This is a genomic window from Paenarthrobacter sp. NPDC056912, from assembly GCF_042786555.1.
Taxonomy (GTDB): Bacteria; Actinomycetota; Actinomycetes; order Actinomycetales; family Micrococcaceae; genus Arthrobacter.
In genome coordinates this window covers 234,240-254,683 of the sequence record NZ_JBHUCD010000006.1, presented here as the reverse complement: position 1 = coordinate 254,683, position 20,444 = coordinate 234,240, and the positions used below count along the sequence as shown (strand labels likewise).

Below are 20,444 nucleotides of genomic sequence, written 5' to 3'. Positions count from 1 at the left end.
CGGATCTCTTCACGCGTAAAACCCTTGTTATCAACGGGCATCGCCGGCTCCTTCAACAGGTAATGAATGACTCACAACCAGCCTGACGAAGAGGGGCTCTCTCACTTTCGTCAAGGAAGCGAGAGAGCGTCGGTCTTTAACCGACGGGAAGCGAGAGGGCGTCGGTGGCTAACCGACGGGAAGCGAGAGAGCGTCGGTGGCTTGATGTAACATTTCACCAACCAATTCATGTGATCCACGCCACGCATTAGAGGGAACGTGTCCAACAGCGCCCATTCAGCACCACTGTCACACCAGAACTTGCTCTGGTACACCGCACCCGCCACGGAATGGCAGTCCCAATCCCTGCCCATCGGCAACGGTTTCCTCGGCGCAGGGATCCATGGCGGCCTGGCCAGCGATCACCTGGTCCTCAACGAGCAAACTCTCTGGACAGGCGGCCCGGGCAGCAGCGAAGGCTACAACTTCGGCAACTGGCCGCAGGGCAGGCCGGACGCACTGGAGACAGTGCGGAAGCAGATCGAGCGAGACGGATCCATGGCACCCGAGGCCGTGGCCGCCGCGCTCGGAAACCTTGCCTACAGCGGGCCCTTGGCCAAGATGCCAGGGTTCGGGTCGTACCAGGTCTTCGGCGACCTTCACTTCGACGTCCCCGATACCGACGGCGCCACGAACTACCGCCGCTACCTCGACTTGAACGCGGCGGTCGCGGGCGTGGAGTACACCAACGCTGCCGGTGCCGCGATACGCCGCAGCTACTTCGCCTCCAACCCGGCGAACGTCATCGTTTGCAGGTTCGACGCCGATCAAACCGGGCAGATCAGCTTCACCACGCGCTTCGCCTCGCCCCACTCGCCCCGCCTTTCAGTGGCGGGAAACAGGATCACTGTCACTGGCGCCCTGCAGGACAACGGCCTGAAGTACCAGGCTCAACTGCACCTCGAAACTGTGGGGGGCAAGGTTGAGTCCACCGGCAACGGCCTGAACGTGACGGGTGCCGACCACGCGGTCATGTACATCTCAATGGGCACCAACTACGCGCAGTCGTACCCCGAATACCGCGGCGAGGATCCGCACTCAAAGGTGAGTTCCGCCGTCGAGCGGGCCGCGATTGCCGGCTACGACGCGCTCCTCGCCGAGCACCAGCGGGACTACGCTGCGCTCTTCGATCGAGTGCGGCTGGATCTCGGCGGAGAGGTTGGCGGCGATGCGTCGACCGACCAACTGCTGGCCGACTACGACGGCGACGGCGGCCCGCAGGACCGGGCGCTGGAGCAACTTTTCTTCAATTACGGCCGCTACCTGCTGATTTCGAGTTCACGGCCGGGCGGGCTGCCGTCGAACCTTCAGGGGATCTGGAACCGCTCCACCAATCCGCCGTGGGACGCCGACTGGCACACCAACATCAACGTTCAGATGAACTACTGGCCGGCCGAAATCACCAATCTTGCCGAGACCGCTGAACCGCTGCACTCGTTCGTCCGGAACCTTGTGGCGCCGGGCGAGACCACCGCCCAAAACATGTTCCAGACAGGCGGTTGGACGGTCAATCAGAACACCAACCCATACGGCTTCACGGGTGTCCACGACTGGGCCACCTCGTTCTGGATGCCGGAGGCCAACGCCTGGCTGGCCCAACATCTCTACGAGGCTTACGACTTCAACCGGGACGTGAACTTCCTGCGCGAGCATGCCTACCCGGTCATGAAAGGGGCGGCGGAGTTCTGGCTGAAGAACCTCCGCATTGACCCGCGTGACGGCACGTTGGTGGCCTCGCCGTCGTACTCCCCCGAGCAAGGTGACTTCACCGCAGGCGCCGCCATCTCGCAGCAAATCATCGGCCAACTGTTCCGCGACACCGTTTCCGCCGCGGAAATGCTTGGCGACGCAGCCTTCCGGGACCGCGTCCAGGCTTCCTTGGCCCAGCTCGATCCGGGATTGGCTGCCGGCTCGTGGGGACAGGTCAAAGAATGGAAGGACGAGGCCGCGCTTGATGCGCCGGACAATACGCACCGCCACGTCTCGCAGCTTTACGCGCTGCATCCCGGCAACGGGATCGAGGTCCTGGCCCACCCGGAGCTGGCCGCCGCAGCCGACCGTACGCTGACCGCCCGCGGCGACGCCGGCTACGGCTGGTCCAAGGCCTGGAAGATCAATTTCCGGGCACGACTCCGCGACGGCGACCAAGCCCACCACATGCTCGCGAGCCAACTCAAGACCACTGTCATGGCAAACCTCTGGAATACGCATCCGCCGTTCCAGATCGACGGCAACTTCGGCGCTGCCTCGGGCATCGCGGAAATGCTCCTGCAAAGCCATCACGGTGTGGTGGATATCCTCCCCGCGCTTCCGGCCGCGTGGCGCACTGGTTCCGTGTCCGGCCTCAAAGCCCGCGGCAACGTTGAGGTCGCCGTCGCGTGGGTCGACGGCCGCGCCACGGAAATCCGCCTGAAGGCGCTGTTGGGCGGCCGGCTCGCGGTGCGTTCGAGTCTGTTGGCGGCGCCCTTCAGGATTGAGGACGACGACGGCGGCCCGTCGGTTGGTGCCGCGCCGAACCCTGACGGGACGCTGTCTTTCGAGGCAGCTCCGGGCACCACGTATGTCATCACGGCGACCTAGCCCCGGACGCCCTCCCACATCCCGGCCCGAATAGCCGAACCGTCTCTCACTTTCGTCAGGAAAGGGAGAGACGGTCGGCCGTTAGACGATGGGAAGTGATAGACGGTCGGTCAACAACCGGTGGGAAGTGAGAGAGCGTCTAGCCCGTGACGCCGGTGAGCTCGTTCGGGACGTGATCTACCTTCGCCGACTTCGCAACCTTGCCGGTCTTCAGGTCCACCGCGTGGATGGTGCTGCTTGCCGGTTCGGTGACGAACGCCGTCGAACCTTGCACGAAGAGTGTCGGACGCGGGTCCTGCCACGTGGCTGACTCTTCCCAGGCGGCTACTACCGGGATGGTGGACGTGACCGTACCGGACAGCGGATCGATCACCCGCAGCCCGCCATCGGTTCCGAGGACCAGTGCCTCGCCAGACGGTCCGCGGCCCAATGAGCGGAACGAGTAGCTGGTGCCGATGTCCACGAGCTGCATGGCGGCGGTTTCGGTGTTGACGAGCGAGATCCGGGTGGGCCGCTCGGGCTTGGCTGCCTTGTCCACCTTGTAATCACCCAGGATCACGGGCGACTTCTCCGAACCGGCCTGGTTCCCCAGCCGACCGTACGCGTCCGGGCTCGCTACCTTGGTGATGGCGCCGTCCTTGTAGATCAGCATGCCGTTCTCGCAGCCAACCACCACAGCTTCGCCCGCCGCAACGGCCTCGCCGTGGACTCCGGGGCAGTCCTCGTTGCGCACGATTTCCTTGCGATCCTGACCCTTGCCGGCTGAGAGCACGGCAATTCCGGAGCGGCTTTCCTCGTTGCCGAGGGTCGCCAGCAGCTTGCCGTCTTCGAGTTCGACGGCGACTCCGTGGTGTGCTTCCGGCGTCACATAGGTGTCCGCGGCGGGTAGTTTCCCGTCCTCCACCGCCGCGGACAGCGCGGACGTTGCAAAGCTCTCCACCTTGCCGGAGCCGTCGTTGAACAGCACGGTCTTACCCGCGTGGAGCACCACGTGACCAGCTTTGTCTGCCCCAAAAGCAAGGTCGGTCAGCTTGGGTTCGGTGACGTAGTGGTGGCTGTGGTCGCCATGTGGCTCGGTCCAGGCGCCCGCGTCGAAGAGGCGGAATGCGTCGCCAGTGGATACGAAGACGTGCCGGCCGTCCCCTGCCGGATTCAGGCGGTTGAAACCGGACATTTCGGCACTGCCCACCTGCTCAAGCGAGGTGGCATCGAGAACTGCGATGCCGGCGTCGTGCGTGTAAACGAGGCGCGGAGTCTGGGCTCCGGCCTCCTGTGGACTTGGCTTCGAGCTCGCTGTGGGCGCGGCATCCGCTGCGTTACCTGCCGAGCCGCCGGGCGCCGCGCAGGCGCTTAAAAGCAGTGCGGAAAGCCCGACGGCGGCAATCGGCTGTGCGCGGAAGCGACGTTTCCGCGGGGTGGGGACAGGGGGCATGGGGGTTGAGTGATGAGGCATGGGTTAAATGATATTGATTCTCATTTAGACTGCAAATCGAGATAAGCCCAAGGACCTGCCTCAATATTCTGTTGACAACAAAGTGTTGATATTCAAAGCTGGAACCATGACAGCAACCACAGGCACCCACGATGCTGCCGCGGCCGACCTTCAGTCCCAGGCAATCCGGCTGCTCCAGGACCGGGGCGCCTCGGACCTCCCGGCCCGGCCCTGGCTCCACGAACAGCAACCGCCCACCGCGATGGACCTGATCCAGCACGTGCTGTGGCGTTCCCGGGGACAAGACAACGTTCCTGCGCCCGACGCCCTGGATCTCCGCGCCGCCCTCACGCTGGTATCCGCCGCGCGAGCCGAGATGGACGCCGTCGAAACCGCGCTTTTGTTCCTTGCCCGGGCCGAAGGCCTGACCTGGCCGCACATCGCCGAGAGCCTTGGACTCCGCTCTGCGCAAGCCGCACAACAGCGCTTGGATCGGCTCTCAGATCGTCCCCATACAGCGGCAGGGCACTGACAATGGGGTCGATCCTGAGCGGCAATGGCGCCAGCGCAGGGACCGCCAACGGCGCGGCCAGGCTCATTCACGGACCCGACGAGTTCGGCCGTTTCCAGGGTGGGGACGTACTTGTCTGTCGCACCACTGATCCCGCCTGGACCCCCCTTTTCGGAATCGCCGCTGCCGTGGTCACCGAGACCGGCGGAACGTTGTCACATGCAGCGATCGTTGCCCGGGAGTTTGGGATCCCGGCCGTGCTGGGCGTTCGCGGCGCGATGGAGCTGCTGACCGACGGCATCCCGCTGTCCGTGGACGGGACATTCGGCACAGTGGAGTACCCGGCGGTGACCGAATGAGCGACGACGGCCTCCTCACGCTCCACGCCGTCCGCCTCCTTGGCTTCGCTGATACCGCGGCCGTTGCGGGGCGCTTTGCTCAAGACCTTGGCGCGGTTGAGTCCCAGCTGATCGACGCCGGCGTGAAGGGCTTGGTTTCGCACAGCACCTTTGCGGGGATCAGCGGATGGTCGCTGTCCAGCCTTGGCCGTGCCGAGAACGAGCGGCTGCTTGCACAGGAACTGGATCGCACCGGGGCCCGCCTTGCAGTCACAGACGTGCTGGATGAGTTCACGGACCTCAATGCGCCGGTAGTCAGCGCCTGCAGCGCCATCCAATTGCAGCCATCGAACAGTACGGAAGCCATGGACCTCCTGATTGGTGCTTTGGCTGCGTGGCGGCCGGCGGAAGCACGGTTGGCTGTTTTGCTGCCTCGATTCGCGGGCTATTCCGAGCGACTGCTGCGCGCACTGAAACACGCCGTACTGGACCCAGCCTGGTTGACGGCCACAGACAGGGAATCCTTCCACCGGGTGTGGTTCGAACTCCATGAGGATCTCCTTGCGACCCTGGGCATTCAGCGCGGCGGTTGAGCGTCTGGCCGCCGGGACAGCCGCGGCGGACTTACTGGCGTAACAGAAACCTGCCGACAGTAAACTTCCAGCATGAGCGACGCTGCCACCAATTCCGTGACCCTCCGCTTCCTTGCGGCCCCCACCGACGTTGGACACAGCGGGTCAGTCGACGCCGGCACCGTTCTTGAATGGGTGGACAAAGCGGCATATGCGGCGGCCGTTGGCTGGTCGAAGTCCTATTGCGTCACGGCGTACGTAGGCAACATTCATTTCGCCGACCCTGTTAACAGCGGCGACATGGTGGAAGTGACCTCCACGATTGTCTACACCGGCCGCTCCTCCATGCACATTCACACCGTTGTCAGCTCCCGGGATCCGAAGGGTGGACCGGAGACGATGCACAGCCAGTGCATGGTGATCTTCGTTGCCGTTGGACCTGACGGCAAGCCGATCCCCGTCCCCCAGTTCGCGCCCTCCACGCCTGCAGAGATTGAGCAACGGGATCACGCGCTGGCGCGCATCGAGGTCCGCGAGCAGATCGTCAACGCGATGAACGCCCAGGAATATACCGACGCCGGGACCGCCGAACGCGTCGTCCTGCGGTTCATGGCGTCCCCCACTGACGTGAACTGGGGCGGCAAGGTCCACGGCGGCATAGTGATGAAGTGGATCGATGAGGCCGCGTATGTATGCGCGTCACGCTACTCCGGCAAGGACACGGTTGCGGTGTTCTCAGGCGGCGTTCGCTTCTACCGCCCTCTGCTGATCGGCCATGTGGTTGAGGTGGAAGCTCGCCTTGTCTACACCGGCGGGAAGGGCATGCATATCGCCGTCCACGTCCGTTCCGGAGACCCCAAGACCCGGGAAATGAACCTGACCACGTACTGCCTTACCGTGATGGTGGCCCGCGATGAAACCGGGACGGCCGTGCCGATTCCCGAGTGGGTTCCCGTGTCCGAGGAAGACAAGAAACTGCACGCCCACGCCCGCGAACTGCTGGAAATCCGCGGCAGGGCACCGGGAAACCGGCTGCCGGACCACTTGCTGAAGGCGGCGGGCAAGTAGGGGCGGCTGCGAGGCTGCCCGACGAACCACTCAAGCATGGCCTACCGCCGTCGAATTGCTACAGCTGCCTCGATAATGGTGCTTAGGCTCGGCAGAAGCTCCCGGGTCATCAGTTCGTAGGCCTCAACACCCTGCCCGTATGGATCCGTCACATCGTCCAACTCAGGCGCATCAACGGACGCACTGTGTCGGTTACGATCTGCGGCAGCAACCACTTGCGTCCAGGAGCTGCCGCGGTATGACATCAATGGCATCCGCTGCAGGATCCGGGCGAATTCACGGAGCGTGAAAGTGCGCTTCAAGGCTGAGGGAGACGCGGCCAGTATGTCGGGGCGATGGGTCCGCGCGAGAGCCAGCACAAGGTCGGCATCGGCAACGCCGTTCTCTGAAATCTGGCGCGCACGAAAGTCGCGGAGGCTAGTGCCAAGCCCCGCTGCGATGTCACGGGACCCCCGTTGCGCTTGCTTGCCCACATGAGCGTAAGTGCCTGCGCTTGACACGGCAAAAGCTCCTGGCGATGCTTCATCCAACCCGGCCTGAAGCACCACTTCTGCCAATGGCGAGCGACAAATATTACCGGTGCATACCACCAGTATTCGGAAGGCGTCCGGGTTCGCGCGAGACACTCCGGGCGGCCCTTCAACGTGATTCACGTGCGTGCCCCCAAATCCCGACGTTGTGAAGAATACTGTTCCGCCTACGGCGACTTCCAGCCTGTAACTCCACAGTTTTCACCAAGCAATGCGTCCTTGCAAAATCGCCTTCATCCACCCATCACCGCATCGCCAAAAATACTAACTTTTCACATCACGATTACGGCATGAAGCCCACACCTTATATAGGGGGATATCGGTACATAGTAGGGGCAGCAATTGCACAAAGAGAACGTTGACCGAGTTCTGAGCTTCGTTGACAAGGGTTTGAGCGTCAGAATCGTTGGGGCTCCAGGGAGTGGTCGAACAAGCCTAACCAAGGGTGTTGTTGCGCGACTCCAGGAAGACGGCGCAACGGTCTATCCAATTTTCGCCACACCGGCGTTAAATTCTGTGCCTTTTGCCGGCATTCTTTCGCTGGGCTTGGACCTTCGTTCCCGAACAATCGGAATTCTGAGCATGGCCGATCTTCTTTCAGCGCAGCTGGCCAGGACCGAGTCGCATTTGATGGCAATAGATGGCATTGAAAACCTTGACCGCGAGTCGTTGGCAGTTGTGAATATCCTCCGGACCCGAGCCGACGTGCCATTGGTCGTCACCATGAATGACAGTCCATTTCGAGCGAAGACCCCGGCCGGGGAGCTGGGATGCATCCCCGAAGCCACAGTCGCCCTTCCGTCTCTGGGGTACGAACAGATAAACAGGTTGATCCTGAACGTGCTTGGAACACCTGCAGAAGTGGATGTCGTGGCACATGTCCTCACCAAATCCGGGGGCAATTTGAGGCTGGCCGTCCGAATCATCGAAAGCGCCGTGCTCAGCGAGCGTTTGGTCCTTAAAGACGATCGTTGGTGCATGAGCGGCGGCGGGTTGATGAATGAACACTTGAACGGGGCAGTTGAACTGCTGCTCCAAGGTTTGGACCCGGAAGAGGTTCGGGCACTGAACAAGATCTCACTTCTCGGACCCACTCCAGTTAGCCAGCTCGCTGCTACGGTTGGCGAAGAGACCTTGGACAACCTCGAAGTCGGTGGTCTGGTTTCAGTTGTCACCAGCCCGGAGGGCGCCGCAATAGCAACCGTTTTTCCACCAATAGTGGACGACTACCTGCGAGCTCACACTCTTGGATTCAGGAGGATCCTCCAAACCGCCGTGACAGGACATGTCGACGCGCAACGCGAGGACCATTCTTTGCCGGAGACCACAGACGACCTCCTGTCCGAGGCGGTGTTCAAGCTCAGAACTGAAATGAGCGGCAACCACGCGGCCGCAACGCGATACTTCCAACAGCGGCTGGAGTCCGTCGAAAGACACCTTTTCCAAACCTGGGAAAATGATAAGAGTCTCTCAAATGCCGTCGCGATTCTGGGTATCTACTGGGGGGCACCTACTGGCTCCTATCGAATCCAGGAAATACTCCGACTGACTGATACCAATTCCGGTGCGCAGGCCGACCTCTTCTTCTTCACCATGACCTGCTCATGGTGGAAATACACGACACAACATGATCTGCCCGGAGCAATAGAAGAATTGAGAACCCTGGCGTTCAATGAACCACTTCTCCGCCCAGACGCAGAAGCCTTTATCGAATTCCTCAATATGACCAGCGGTGGCCTCGACCATGCTGACAGGACGATTCTGCCGACTGCGGGGCAGAATCCCTATGAAGGTATCAACGCAACCATCCAGGGACTTCTCGAGCTGTATCGACTCAATCCAGATGGGGCATTGGGCATCATCGGGTCATCAGAAGGCCCTCAACACTTACGGCGGTTTGATTCATTCATTCATGGAATGGCGTTGTTCTCCGGTGGACGGGTTGAGGAGGCTCTGGTCCTGGCACTCGAGTCTCGGAGAAAGGCACTGCAGGACGTCGACCAGTTTGTCTTTGTGAGCCAGAGTTACATAGCCGCGCTGTCCCTTATTTATCATGGGCTCTTCTGCGAGGCCGAGTATCTGATGGGCCGCGCCTTTTCACTGGGCAGGCCGGCACTGCTCGTGAATTCCTTACACGAGGCCATGGTTCATCTCTCATCCATTCGGGAGATCGATGCCAGTGGCTCGCGCAAGCCGACGGCAGAAGTCCTCGATGTCGGACCGCTTCCTGGAATAGGAACGGGTTTGCAGTATTTGGTCGCCAGCCCCCCTGCCAGCGCCAAGGCATTTGACCATCGTGCCAGCACCCTCGTGGAGAAGTCCCTCAACCACGGTTTTGTTCTCGAAGCCATGCATACTGCCATCTTCGCTCTCGGCCTTCTCCCGGGCCCCAGGACCAGTGCCCTCCTGCACCGAATCCTGGGGGAACGAGGAATCACTGTCCACAACCAGCTACTTGCCGTTGCCGACGCAGCCATTAAGTGCGATCCCACTCTTTTGCAGCATCTCCTGGACACCTACGTATTGGACGGAGACACGTACCAGATCGCGATGCTCCTTCGCGGTGCTGAGCAAAGATGGCAGTTGAGTGGCGAGCCAGCGACCGCGGCCGAGATACGGCGGGTCGCCAAGGAGTTCACGGCCCGCTTCCAGCCGGTCGGAACGCTCCTCAACTTCAGGTCGGAACCCGCGGGCTCGTCCTTGACGCAGCGGGAAATCGAGGTCGCGCTGGTCGCCGGCCTACAAAGCAACCAGGACATCGCCGAAATATTCGGGATAAGCGTCCGGACTGTGGAGAGCCACATCTCCAATGCGCTAAGAAAAACCGATACCACAACGCGCAAGCAGCTCGCGGACCTGATCCAGAACGCTCCGAAGGCCGTACTTTCCGGCGCTGTCGGGAGTTTCCCCGACCACTCTGAGGGCCGGCCCAACGCCCGGCTTGAGAGCTAGGGCATCCAAGTGCCACATCAATCACAGTGGTCCGGTTTTCAGTCGCACAAGCGGCAGGAAAGAAGACTCATGGGCCAAGTTCAAGTCGTAAGCCCGCATCGTCAGTACACAGCACTCGTACATTGGGCAACTGCGTCGTTGCACGGCAGGGTGCACGGCAGCTTCGTCATCGTAGACGGCACCCTGCCGGAACTTGAAGATGAAGTCGCGGTACTGGTTCGGGGTGGGAAGCGTGTGCTTGTCTACGGAGGCGTTCTTCACAGTTCCCGTGTCCTTCGCCTCATGCGACTTGGCCTGCGAGGTTACGTACCGGATACGGCAACACTCAAAGTCCTGCTGGGCGCGATCAGATGCATCGCCAACGACGGCATGCATCTGCCGTTCGACCCCGCTTCGGGTGGGGAGCCAATCACCTTGACTGCTGCTGAGACAGCCGTCGCAGACGCCTACTTTTTGGAAGCCCAGGAGCAACCTCGAATCGAAGTGGCGAAGCGCTTGGGTATCGCTGACTCAACGCTCAGGAACCACTTGTCATCCATTCGGCGCAAATTGGGAGTTGGCCCCCGAGCAAGCCGGGCAGCGGTGGGCCGACGCTACCGCGCCATCGTTCAGTAACGCTGCAACCAGGCCCGAAAGCAGCTTCGCCGGTCTTCACCCTTAGGCCCCGCCACCCGAACCTACGAAGCCGGACCTGAACTCAACTCAAGTTGTGACACTGTCTGTCTGGAAACCACGGTGTTCGGCCACCACCGGCGACCGAGAGACCCGACAGACCATCCCGAGGCCTCCCACATCGAGAAATCCAGTATGTTCCGACCATCAATAATCTTGCGCGAGCTCGTCTGCGCGGCCAGGACGTCAGGGGATAGCGCCTTGAACTCATCCCACTCGGTGAGCACAAGAATGAGTTCTGCATCCTTCACAGCATCCCGCACGGAACCCATGTAGTTAAGCTGGGGGAAGCGGTTGAAGGCATTGGCGTTGCCTGCTGGATCATAGACGGATACCTCCGCACCTTCATCGAAGAGCTTTTTGGCGATATCCAAGGCAGGAGAGTCGCGGACGTCATCACTGTCAGGCTTGAAGGTGACGCCCAGAATGGCAATCTTTCGCTGAGATAAGGAGCCGAGCATCGCCCGGGAAAGCCGCACCACACGAGCGCGACGCCTCAAGTTGATCTGGTCGATTTCACGGAGGAAGCCCATGCTTCGCTCCAAACCCAGCTCGCCTGCCCGCACCTGCACTGCCCGGATGTCCTTTGGCAGGCAGCCACCGCCGAATCCAACCCCGGCATTCAGGAAACTGCGGCCTATCCTCGCGTCCAGGCCAATCGCGTCCGCCAAAATGCGAATGTCGCCTCCTGCCACTTCGGTCACCTCAGAGAACGCATTAATGAAGGAGATCTTTGTAGCCAGGAAAGCATTTGCCGCGACCTTGACCAGTTCCGCTGTTTCGAAATCCGTGGCGATCAGTGGCACACCTCCTGCGATAGCGGTCGCGTACACCGCGCGCAAAACTTCCTCGTGCTCGGACGACTCCACCCCAATGACAAGTCGGTCCGGGGTAATGGTGTCGGCTACAGCAAATCCTTCCCGGAGGAATTCAGGGTTCCAGGCAATATTGACTGAGACGTTTGGACGCTTGTTGTCACGAATGATTTCCCTCAACTGCCTGGTGGTTCCCACCGGCACAGTGGACTTTCCCACAATCAGGGCATCTTTCGTGATGTTCCGGGCAAGAGAGGTGGCGGCAGACTTCACGAAAGACATGTCGGCTCCACCATCTACCGCCCGCTGCGGCGTTCCCACACTGATGAAGTGGACGTCGCCCCAGGCTCCAACTTCCTGGTACGACGAGGTGAAACGAAGACGTCCGCTATTCACGTGCTTCCTGAGCAGCTCGGGGAGGCCAGGTTCGTGGAACGGCAGTTTTCCCTGCGAAAGCTGCGCGACCCTCAAAGGGTCAACGTCGAGCCCGAGAACCTCGAATCCGAGTTCGGCCATGCAGGCGGCGTGTGTAGCACCAAGGTAACCAGTGCCGATGACGGTAATGCGCATGAATCCTCGCTTTTTGATGATCAGATTTGAATGGTCACGAGAGACGGAAGAACTTTTTGGCTATTTCTGGATGCGGGATCGGATTTCGCGCACTTCTTTGAGGATTTGCAGGCTGTCGCTCAAACTCCGCCAAAGCCTGTGCACCCTGTGGGGGAATTGCTGCCAAATATTTGTGTGGCGAAGTCTCAGATCGTGCCACCCGATGGAGTCCCGGGAAGGGAAAAGCGCGTGCAACAGCGCAGCCGGCTTCCTGTGCCACGGAATTTCGATGAGGTGAAAGAGCCGGAGCGTCGCCGACCTTTGGGCCGTCGTCCGCAGAACCCAATCCAAGGGCGGTTCTCGAAAGTCAAGGACGCTTGTCTCCGGGATGCTGGCGAACACCGGGCTCAAGGGCCCCAGCGCCCCCAGCTCAGAGGCTCTGTCGAAGTGTTCCTTGGGAGATATGCAGATCTTCTCCCGGCAAAATGCGATGTCGCCCTCAAGGACACCCGAGGCCGGACCGCGAAGTGCGTGCAGCAGCGTCACAAGAAGGGCATCGTTACTCGAAAGCGTCCACGCGGGGCGACCACCAAGCTCGACGGATTGCCTGGACTGCCATAGAAGCTCGAACACCGTTGACTCGTCGGCATAGAACCCCGGGAACCTCCAATGAACGTCTATGTCAGAAGGCCACCGTGGATGAAGGAGGGTCTTTGAGTGATCGGGAAATGCTTCAGACACTCTGTGGATCCTAGGCTCCCATCCTTTTCGCTCAAGCTCGTTCAGCAGAAGGGTCATGCCCGGACGATCCACAAGGACATCCAGATCGCATGATGGCCTCTGCAGGCGGGCACCGACCAAGGTGGCTGCCGGCCCTTTGATCAGCAAGACCCGTATATTGCTTTCCTCCGCAATGTGGGACACCAGCGCGGCAGACAAGTGGATCGATTCGTTGATGCTGAGAACTTGCTCCGGTGTCGACGCTTGAACGTGTGTTGGGGACACAGGCACGGCTAGTTCCTGAAACTGTTCCGGTTCGCGTTGAACCACGCGTATGTCGACGCGATGCCTTCTTCCAAGGGAATACGGGCGCTCCAACCAAGAGACTCAAGCTTGCTCACGTCCATGAGCTTGCGCGGCGTACCGTCGGGTTTGGCTGCGTCCCACTCAAGAGCCCCTTCATAGCCGACGGTGGCTGCGATCATTTCGGCGAGGTCCTTGATGGTCAGGTCTGCTCCAACTCCAACGTTCACGTGTTCTGCTGCGTCGTAGTGTTCCAACAGGTACAAACATGCGTCTGCGAGGTCGTCCACGTGGAGGAACTCCCGTCTTGGCGCACCAGTACCCCAGTTCGTCACTGATGCTTCCTCACCTGCTCGAGCCTCATCGAAGCGGCGGATGAGTGCTGGCAAGACATGGGATCCAGTCTTGGAAAAATTGTCGCCGGGGCCGTACAGATTGGTCGGCATGGCCGAGATCCAAGGGAGGCCGTACTGACGACGCACGGACTGCACCTGCAGAATCCCGGAGATCTTAGCTATCGCATATGCCTCGTTGGTCTTCTCCAACGGTCCCGTGAGCAGATACTCCTCCTTCAAGGGCTGGGGAGCCAACCTTGGGTAGATGCAGGAGGAACCCAGGAACAGCAGGCGTTCCACGCCATACTTTTGGGCGGCGTCCAGAACGTTCACTTGAATCTGAACGTTTTCGCTGAGGAATTCCGCTGGATAGGTCTGGTTTGCCAGAATGCCCCCCACCTTGGCGGCCGCCACGGCCACATAGCGGGGCCTCTCCTTTTCAAAGAACGCAAAGACATCCGATCGGTTCCTGAGATCGAGTTCCAGGGATGTCCGCCCGACCATATTCGTGAATCCCTCAGCGGCCAGCCTTCGCCAAAGAGCGGAGCCTACGAGACCTCGGTGCCCCGCAACGTAAAATGCGGCAGACCGGTCGAGCCTGCCCGGCGTGAAAGCTGTCATCGGGCCTGGACCGTCCAACTCGGCAGTTCTACGGCATCAATCCAAGGTTTCCCTGCGCTCTCCAAGGCCGCGATATCGGCATCAACCATGAGGCGGGCCAGCTCCGGCGTCTTGACCATCGGTTCCCAACCCAGCTTGCTCTTGGCCTTCGAGTAGTCGCCTATGAGGGCCTCCACCTCCGTGGGACGAAGGTAACGCTCGTCAAAGCGGACGTGATCCTCCCAGTTCAAATCTGCGTGTTCGAAGGCGTATCGAAGAAAGTCTTTTACCGTGAATCCCTCATTCGTCGCCAGCACAAAGTCGTCCGGTTCATCGGCTTGAAGCATGCGCCACATTCCCTCTACATACTCCGCCGCATAGCCCCAGTCACGGACGGCCTGAAGGTTTCCCATATAGAGCTCCGACTGCTGACCAGCCTTGATGGCAGCTACAGCACGAGTGATCTTGCGTGTCACGAAAGTCTCCCCGCGACGGGGCGACTCGTGATTGAAAAGGATGCCGTTTACCGCGAACATCCCATACGCTTCCCGGTAGTTCTTGGTTATCCAGTAGCTATAGACCTTTGCAGCCCCGTAGGGGGATCGAGGATAGAAGGGGGTCCTCTCGTCCTGCGGCGGCGGTGTAGCGCCAAACATCTCGGATGAGGAGGCCTGGTAGAAGCGTGTCTCAATGCCGGCCATGCGCACGGCTTCCAGGAGCCGGATTGTGCCGATTCCGGTGGTGTTCCCTGTATGCTCCGGTTCGTCAAAGGAAACCCGGACGTGGGACTGGGCTGCCAGGTTGTACACCTCGTCCGGGCCGATTTCGGCCAGCAACGTCACCAGTCGCGCGCCATCCGACAAGTCACCATAGTGGAGAAAGAGCCGTGCGTCCTTGTTGTGAGGGTCCACGTAGAGATGGTCGATGCGGGCAGTGTTGAAAGTGGAGGCACGGCGAATGAGGCCATGAACCTCATAACCTTTCGCCAACAATAGTTCGGCGAGATAGGAGCCATCCTGCCCCGTAATCCCGGTGATAAGCGCTTTCCTGGCCAAGGTTTTCTTCCTTCTTGTTGTGCTAAATGAATGCGGCAAACTTCAGCCAGCTGAATCTCGTCGGGACGCCAAGGCGCTCAGCCAGTCGACGTAGTTGTCAATGGCGCTCTCTTCTGACAGAAATTTCTCGCTGTAGTGCCGGCCCGCAGCGCCGTAGTCTTCGGCAGAAACAGGGTCTTCCTGGAGCTGCTCTATTGCGGCGACCAAGTCAGCGGGCACCCCCGGATCAACTCGGAGGCCAGCCCCGGCCACCGCCATCTCATGTGATGTCGCACTGCCGCTTTCCGTTGCCGCAACAATGGGGCGACCGGTGACGAAATAGCTGGTCAGCTTGCTGGGCACGGACATATCCCTGACTCCAGGGCGTTCGTTGACAATGAGGACGTCGGCGGAGCGCAGCGCCTCTGAATAGGCACGGTCCGGAAGCGGCTCGATAAACTGCAGCCGCTCGGCGCCGTCGCCCTTGGATTCAAGAACACCCCGCTGATTCCCGTTGCCCAACAAGACGAAACGAACATCGCTTCCGCTGCGCCCAGCAAGGTGAGCGGCATCGATCACGTTCTCAAGCCCCTGTTTGAGGCCCATATTGCCGGCATGGAGGGCTACAAAATCCTCGGGCGCCCAACCGAGGCGATCGCGGGCGGACGTCCTGTCAAAGGATGGGTGGTGCTGGACATGGGTCCAGTTCCTGATGATCCGAACCTTGGCCGCGGGTACGCCGAGCTCGTTTACCACGTGACCACGGAACCGCTCGTGGATCACGTTCACCCCATCTGCGGCCTTGAGGATCGTGGATTCGAGGCGCTTCATCAGAGGAGCAAGACGGGAAGGCGCGTCGCTTGTCTCTTCCATTCCCTTGCTATACAAATCCTGAACCCAGATACCGACCGGGATACCGAAAAGTCGTGCGCGTAGAACAGCAAAAGACGCAGAGAACAGGGCGGGGCTCACCACGAGCACGACGTCCGGCCGGTGCCAGCGCTGAAAGACGGTGCGGGCCCCGAACGTGACCTCCATGATGAGGCGGCCAAGTCCATTGGGTCGCTTAGGAACCGTGGAACGCAGGCGCTTGACGGTCACAGAGCCGTGGGTTTCCTTCATGGAAAGCCCCGTGTAACCGTCCGCAATCTTCCACTCGGGGTAATGCGGGTACCCGGTGAGAACACTTACAGTGACACCTCGAGCGGCAAGACCTTGCGTGAGTTTCGTTGTATATGGGGCGTTGCCGCTGGGTTCCGGAGCGTAGTTAAGACCGGCGACCAGAACCTTCATGAGCCCAAAAGTGAAGTGCTGAGAAGCAACGGTCCAAAAAGCGTTACCACGAGTCCCACCACAATTCCCGCAATCAATGCGATTCGTCGCCCCTTGTAAGTAGCTGGAAGCCGTAGGTCGGCAGGGGTTCCCTGTCCGCTCCGAAGCCCTTGGCTTTCCGGTACAACGTGGTCTGCCGGTGCATGCGCAGGGTCTGTGATTGTTGGTGAGCGATCCAGCACAATCGTCGTGGTGTCCATTGCTCCTCGTCATTCGTTCTTTCGGATACCAATCGATTGTGTTGTGCGGCTCGCGACGCGTAGACGAAAAAGGTGGCCGGTTCTACGTAGTGAGATGGGCGATCTCGACGCGAATCCGTGAAGACTGCACCATCAGGCCGTTCGTCGGTGCATTGCCCCAAGCACCCGGATTCGATCCCTCCGTAGGCGTCTTCGGATGCATACGTGTGACCGCGTCGGACTTCTGCGTGTCGGAGCTGGGATCCCGTGGGGCTGACCGGTCGACGACACGCAGGAGCCTGAGCCGGCCATACGTATGACGGTGCAGCCCTCCACGGAGGAGCTGCAGGGGCTTTCGGGTGACAGCTACCCGATAGATCCCGCAGCATTCCACCGGAGCGGGATTATGCACTTCACTCTTCACTCGAAGCATGTCTATACGGAGACGGTGGCGGCATTTTCATCTACGGGTCGTCGCAGCGCACAGAGAATCTAGTGGTTATCCGAATGACAGAATGACGAGGAGCAATGGACACCACCACCAAGGCGCTGGTTTGTTCACCACCGGTTGCAGGCCCCGCCCAGACCTTGGTGCGCCAAAGATGAGTCCGCTCAAGCTTTCCGGTTTTACCGGTATCGGCTACAACAAAGGCCGTGGGGTTCTCTGGCAAGTAGCCTGGTTCGCGGTTCAGAACCTTCTGTTTCAGACATGGTGGTGCCCGTCATCGCTCCGTGTCCACATCCTCCGGTTCTTCGGCGCCTCCGTTGGCCAAGGTGTGAAGATCCGACACGGCGTCATGGTTCATTGGCCTTGGAAGCTAAGAATTGAGGACAACGTCTGGATAGGTGTCGACGCGTGGATCCTCAATCTGGAGCCGGTCACCATCGGCTCGGATTCCTGCATCTCCCAGGGCGTCCTTCTCTGCACCGGCAGCCACGCCTTTGATTCCCCCACGTTTGAATTCGACAACGGTCCAATCTCGGTGGGAAGCGGGTCCTGGATCGGCGCCCGGGCAACAGTCTTGCGCGGGGTGAGTGTAGGCGACGGATGCCTGGTGGGAGCTTCAGCCCTTGTAGTGAAGGACGTGCCATCGGGCACGCGCGTGCTGGCTTCGATGGGCGTCTCCCGGGTCGTTCAGGCGGGACAACAAGCCGGCGAGATGCTTTGAGCACGCTGGCCGTCTGGATCGGACTCTGTTTGGTGGTCAGCATCGTCTGCGTTCGACGGATGCACATCGTCTTGGCAGGCGTCATCGTCGTAAGAATTCTCGTTCCTGGCGTCGTCCAGAACGAAGTGATGCCCGGATTGCATCCCTCGACTTACTTGTTCCTGGTTTTCCTCATGGTCCACGCAGCATTCGCCCCAAGAACGCTTGTGCGGGTTATCCGTGCGGCGGGCGTTTGGCCGCACATGGTTTTGGCCGGCATAGCGGCCGTCATGATGACCGACGTCGGCAATCCCGGCAGCGCTGGACTGCTGGACACCACGATGTTCGTGCTTGGGATTGTGTGGGCACCGTTCTACGTGTTTGTCTTCATGCGCTATTCGATCCGGTCCACGCGGACTGCGGGAAGAACCTATTTGCTTACCTTTGTGCTTTTGGCTGTCACGGAAGCCGTGTTGGCACAGATCCAAGTGGCAACCGGCCGTCCCATTGTCTGGGAAAGCGATTTTTCAAGGATCTGGCTCTCAGGAACCCGCTCCGAGCTCGGCGCCGCAATTGGCACGTTTGGCCATGGCATCCAGGTCGGTGTCTTTTTTGCGGCCCTCATGCCGCTGCTTGCCCTGATTCCGTCCTTGCTTCTTCGGTATGCACTGGCGGCAGCCCTGCTCGTCACAGTGCCACTGGCCTATGGACGCATGGGCCTGATCCTGTCGGTGATCGGATTCGTCTTCCTCGTAACGGTAGGAAGCCGCCACGTCATCCGCAGCCTTCTCTTTGGAACGGCGGCGATAACAGGACTGCTGCTCAGCATCCAGGGCGTAGCCGGCGAGAAACTCCTGCTGAAGTTCGAAGACGACAATGGATCAGCAGCATTGAGAGTCGCTGCCTTCGACTGGTTTTGGGCACATACAGATGAGTTCCTGGTGGGAGGCTACCTCGGAAGCCGGGACCTCAAAGGGGAAGGCACTTTGGGTTCCAGCTTGGAAAACGGCTACTTCATGCTGGCAATCATGTTTGGAATTCTGGTTGTCCTGGCATTCATCGCTTTTATGCTTTGTCTACTTTTTGGCCAGATCGACATCAAGGAAAGACATAGCTGGCCGGGAGTCGCTTCTGCTGCCCTCATCCTCGTCTCAATCAATGGCTACAGCTCCATCGGCGCAAACTCCATAGACATTCATCTTTTCTGGTTTGTACTCGCGATGGCAGGCTTCCTTTCCCAACGAAAGCCCTCTCCTAGCCCCAACTCCCCAGCCCGCAAAGCGTTTCCGTTGCCAGGCCCGCCTCGCCATACCTTGCCCAAGGCAGGAACCGGTTTGGGCAAGCATGGATGGACATCATGACCACCACGCGTCCCATCCAAGAGGAAAGTCACGGCAGCCGGATCTTCTACGCAGTGGCCGGCACCGCAGTTACTCCTCTTATCTCACTGGCAACGGCTCCCATCCTGGCCCAAACCCTTGGTGTAGAAGGACGGGGAACTCTTGCTGCCGGAATGGCTCCTATGCTCTTCGCCGTCGCCGTCGGAGCGCTGGGCATGCCGGAGGCACTGACTTTTTATGTTGCAAGGCAGGCAAGGGGTGCCCGCCGGGCAGTACGGCGGGCGTTTGGCATCTTGACTCTACTGGGCGCAGTCGCCGCGGCACTGGTGGCATTGAGTGCCCCGGTCCTCTCGGGTGGCAACACCGAGGTGGAGCAACTCATTTTGATGACGGCGATACTGACCATTCCCACATTCTGGGCCTCCATTCCAAACAGCGTCCTGGCCGGCACTCATGCTTGGAAGCGCGCAGCCGTGCTGGATCTGGGGCTGTCAATACTACGTCTGGTTCTCCTTTCCGTCTTGGCAATGTCCGGTCTTTTGGTCCCTGGGACAGCGACCGTTGTGATGCTTGGGCTCCCCTTGCTGAAGGGTCTCCTGACCATCCCGTACCTCATCGCATACCGTCGAGGATCCCGGAATGCCACCGCAAAGAGAGTACGCCTGCTCAACTACGGCAGTCGATTGTGGGTTGGTTCGCTGGCCGGGGTTGTGCTGTTGCGACTCGACCAACTGTTGATGGTCCCGTTGGGAGGCCCGATTCAACTTGGGCTCTACGCCGTTGCGGTGAGTTTGGGCGAGATCCCCGCTGTGCTTGCGGGGGCCGTTCGCAACGTCGTGTTTTCCTCTGATGCGGGAGGCTCGCACGACGGTGAGAACACAGCCCGTCTGCAACAGACTGCACGTCTGACCGCAGCAGCAGCGGGCTTGGCGAGTATTGGCATAGGCGTCCTCCTTCCATGGGCCATCCCGATGTTATTCGGGGCAACGTTTAGTAGCGCGGTCGCCGTCACCTGGGTAATCCTTGCGGGGGTAACCCTTGGTACCCCTGGCTCAGTAGCAGGCGCTGGATTGAGCGCCCGGGGACGCCCGGGTCTCCGGAGCTGGGGAATGGTCATCGCGGCTGTAGTAAACACGTTAATCCTCCTAGTGACGGTACCCGTGCTGGGCGCAATGGGAGCCGCCCTGTCAACTCTTGCGGGAAACGTCGTTGCGGGGACCATGAATATCTTTTCGCTGCGCACACACTTCGGGATGAGCATCCGAGGCTTCTATGGGCTTAGATCCCAGGACATTCAGCTGGTCCTGAAAACGCTAGTAAAAACGACAGGAAAGAAGGAAGCAGATGCCTCTTCCAAGTAGTCCCGGGCGCCATCTCGCCCTCGACAGCGCGCTA

The 20,444-nt window shown here is 60.3% G+C and carries 17 protein-coding genes; 10 read left to right on the top strand and 7 right to left on the bottom strand.

Annotated features, from left to right (window positions below; translation table 11 throughout):
* The first annotated feature begins 258 nt into the window (after positions 1-258).
* Positions 259-2,619 carry a glycoside hydrolase N-terminal domain-containing protein gene (locus ACFRJ9_RS09305; protein WP_377666681.1) on the top strand — a complete coding sequence of 787 codons (2,361 nt, stop codon included), beginning with the start codon at positions 259-261 and terminating at the stop codon, positions 2,617-2,619.
* Between the two features lie 139 nt (positions 2,620-2,758).
* Here the strand turns inward: ACFRJ9_RS09305 and aztD are convergent, their stop codons facing one another.
* The gene (gene aztD / locus ACFRJ9_RS09300) at positions 2,759-4,072 is read right to left on the bottom strand and encodes a zinc metallochaperone AztD (protein ID WP_377666679.1); all 1,314 of its coding nucleotides are present in this window, start codon (positions 4,070-4,072) and stop codon (positions 2,759-2,761) included.
* A 106-nt stretch (positions 4,073-4,178) separates the two neighbouring features.
* Between aztD and ACFRJ9_RS09295 the strand changes: the two genes are divergently transcribed.
* From ACFRJ9_RS09295 to ACFRJ9_RS09280, 4 genes are all read left to right on the top strand, one after another.
* Positions 4,179-4,583: a hypothetical protein gene (locus tag ACFRJ9_RS09295; protein ID WP_377666677.1), complete on the top strand. Its 405-nt coding sequence runs from the start codon at positions 4,179-4,181 to the stop codon at positions 4,581-4,583.
* Between the two features lie 2 nt (positions 4,584-4,585).
* Positions 4,586-4,921 carry a PEP-utilizing enzyme gene (locus tag ACFRJ9_RS09290; RefSeq protein ID WP_377666676.1) on the top strand — a complete coding sequence of 112 codons (336 nt, stop codon included), beginning with the start codon at positions 4,586-4,588 and terminating at the stop codon, positions 4,919-4,921.
* A complete protein-coding gene (locus ACFRJ9_RS09285) occupies positions 4,918-5,493 on the top strand; it encodes a hypothetical protein (RefSeq protein ID WP_377666674.1) in 576 nt (191 codons plus the stop codon). Before ACFRJ9_RS09290 ends, ACFRJ9_RS09285 begins: the two co-directional genes overlap by 4 nt.
* A 72-nt stretch (positions 5,494-5,565) precedes the next feature.
* Complete coding sequence (locus tag ACFRJ9_RS09280) at positions 5,566-6,540, top strand: acyl-CoA thioesterase (protein ID WP_377666672.1); 975 nt, start codon at positions 5,566-5,568, stop codon at positions 6,538-6,540.
* Positions 6,541-6,581: 41 nt separating this feature from the next.
* On the opposite strand, the gene ACFRJ9_RS09275 is transcribed toward ACFRJ9_RS09280, so the two are convergent.
* Complete coding sequence (locus ACFRJ9_RS09275; RefSeq protein WP_377666705.1) at positions 6,582-7,130, bottom strand: low molecular weight phosphatase family protein; 549 nt, start codon at positions 7,128-7,130, stop codon at positions 6,582-6,584.
* Positions 7,131-7,412: 282 nt separating this feature from the next.
* Here ACFRJ9_RS09275 and ACFRJ9_RS09270 point away from each other — a divergent pair, with 282 nt between their 5' ends.
* Positions 7,413-10,022 carry a LuxR C-terminal-related transcriptional regulator gene (locus ACFRJ9_RS09270; RefSeq protein ID WP_377666670.1) on the top strand — a complete coding sequence of 870 codons (2,610 nt, stop codon included), beginning with the start codon at positions 7,413-7,415 and terminating at the stop codon, positions 10,020-10,022.
* Between the two features lie 69 nt (positions 10,023-10,091).
* Positions 10,092-10,637: a hypothetical protein gene (locus ACFRJ9_RS09265; protein ID WP_377666668.1), complete on the top strand. Its 546-nt coding sequence runs from the start codon at positions 10,092-10,094 to the stop codon at positions 10,635-10,637.
* Positions 10,638-10,699: 62 nt separating this feature from the next.
* On the opposite strand, the gene ACFRJ9_RS09260 is transcribed toward ACFRJ9_RS09265, so the two are convergent.
* Genes ACFRJ9_RS09260 through ACFRJ9_RS09240 form a run of 5 tightly spaced genes read right to left on the bottom strand, consistent with a single transcriptional unit; the run spans position 10,700 to position 16,343 of the window.
* Entirely contained in the window at positions 10,700-12,079 is a 1,380-nt protein-coding gene (locus tag ACFRJ9_RS09260; protein ID WP_377666666.1) for a UDP-glucose dehydrogenase family protein, read from the bottom strand.
* A 60-nt stretch (positions 12,080-12,139) separates the two neighbouring features.
* On the bottom strand, positions 12,140-13,108 hold the full coding sequence (locus ACFRJ9_RS09255) for a nucleotidyltransferase family protein (protein WP_377666703.1): 969 nt from the start codon (positions 13,106-13,108) through the stop codon (positions 12,140-12,142).
* Positions 13,072-14,037, bottom strand: coding sequence for a GDP-L-fucose synthase family protein (locus tag ACFRJ9_RS09250; RefSeq protein ID WP_377666664.1), 966 nt, complete (start codon positions 14,035-14,037; stop codon positions 13,072-13,074). Before ACFRJ9_RS09250 ends, ACFRJ9_RS09255 begins: the two co-directional genes overlap by 37 nt.
* Entirely contained in the window at positions 14,034-15,071 is a 1,038-nt protein-coding gene (gene gmd, locus ACFRJ9_RS09245) for a GDP-mannose 4,6-dehydratase (protein WP_377666662.1), read from the bottom strand. The genes ACFRJ9_RS09250 and gmd overlap by 4 nt, the downstream gene beginning before the upstream one ends.
* A gap of 42 nt (positions 15,072-15,113) precedes the next feature.
* Positions 15,114-16,343 (bottom strand): glycosyltransferase, encoded by a 1,230-nt coding sequence (locus ACFRJ9_RS09240; RefSeq protein ID WP_377666660.1) that lies wholly within the window; start codon positions 16,341-16,343, stop codon positions 15,114-15,116.
* An 820-nt stretch (positions 16,344-17,163) separates the two neighbouring features.
* Here ACFRJ9_RS09240 and ACFRJ9_RS09235 point away from each other — a divergent pair.
* Genes ACFRJ9_RS09235 through ACFRJ9_RS09225 form a run of 3 tightly spaced genes read left to right on the top strand, consistent with a single transcriptional unit; the run spans position 17,164 to position 20,410 of the window.
* The gene (locus tag ACFRJ9_RS09235; RefSeq protein WP_377666658.1) at positions 17,164-17,730 is read left to right on the top strand and encodes a DapH/DapD/GlmU-related protein; all 567 of its coding nucleotides are present in this window, start codon (positions 17,164-17,166) and stop codon (positions 17,728-17,730) included.
* Positions 17,727-19,070: a hypothetical protein gene (locus ACFRJ9_RS09230; protein WP_377666656.1), complete on the top strand. Its 1,344-nt coding sequence runs from the start codon at positions 17,727-17,729 to the stop codon at positions 19,068-19,070. The genes ACFRJ9_RS09235 and ACFRJ9_RS09230 overlap by 4 nt, the downstream gene beginning before the upstream one ends.
* Positions 19,067-20,410: a lipopolysaccharide biosynthesis protein gene (locus tag ACFRJ9_RS09225; RefSeq protein ID WP_377666654.1), complete on the top strand. Its 1,344-nt coding sequence runs from the start codon at positions 19,067-19,069 to the stop codon at positions 20,408-20,410. The genes ACFRJ9_RS09230 and ACFRJ9_RS09225 overlap by 4 nt, the downstream gene beginning before the upstream one ends.
* Positions 20,411-20,444: the final 34 nt, after the last annotated feature.

Coding starts and splice junctions, on each gene's coding strand:
- aztD (WP_377666679.1), bottom strand. CDS start 4,072: ATGCCTCATCACTCAACCCCCATGCCCCCTGTCCCCACCCCGCGGAAA.
- ACFRJ9_RS09295 (WP_377666677.1), top strand. CDS start 4,179: ATGACAGCAACCACAGGCACCCACGATGCTGCCGCGGCCGACCTTCAG.
- ACFRJ9_RS09290 (WP_377666676.1), top strand. CDS start 4,586: ATGGGGTCGATCCTGAGCGGCAATGGCGCCAGCGCAGGGACCGCCAAC.
- ACFRJ9_RS09285 (WP_377666674.1), top strand. CDS start 4,918: ATGAGCGACGACGGCCTCCTCACGCTCCACGCCGTCCGCCTCCTTGGC.
- ACFRJ9_RS09280 (WP_377666672.1), top strand. CDS start 5,566: ATGAGCGACGCTGCCACCAATTCCGTGACCCTCCGCTTCCTTGCGGCC.
- ACFRJ9_RS09265 (WP_377666668.1), top strand. CDS start 10,092: ATGGGCCAAGTTCAAGTCGTAAGCCCGCATCGTCAGTACACAGCACTC.
- ACFRJ9_RS09260 (WP_377666666.1), bottom strand. CDS start 12,079: ATGCGCATTACCGTCATCGGCACTGGTTACCTTGGTGCTACACACGCC.
- ACFRJ9_RS09250 (WP_377666664.1), bottom strand. CDS start 14,037: ATGACAGCTTTCACGCCGGGCAGGCTCGACCGGTCTGCCGCATTTTAC.
- ACFRJ9_RS09240 (WP_377666660.1), bottom strand. CDS start 16,343: ATGAAGGTTCTGGTCGCCGGTCTTAACTACGCTCCGGAACCCAGCGGC.
- ACFRJ9_RS09235 (WP_377666658.1), top strand. CDS start 17,164: ATGAGTCCGCTCAAGCTTTCCGGTTTTACCGGTATCGGCTACAACAAA.
- ACFRJ9_RS09225 (WP_377666654.1), top strand. CDS start 19,067: ATGACCACCACGCGTCCCATCCAAGAGGAAAGTCACGGCAGCCGGATC.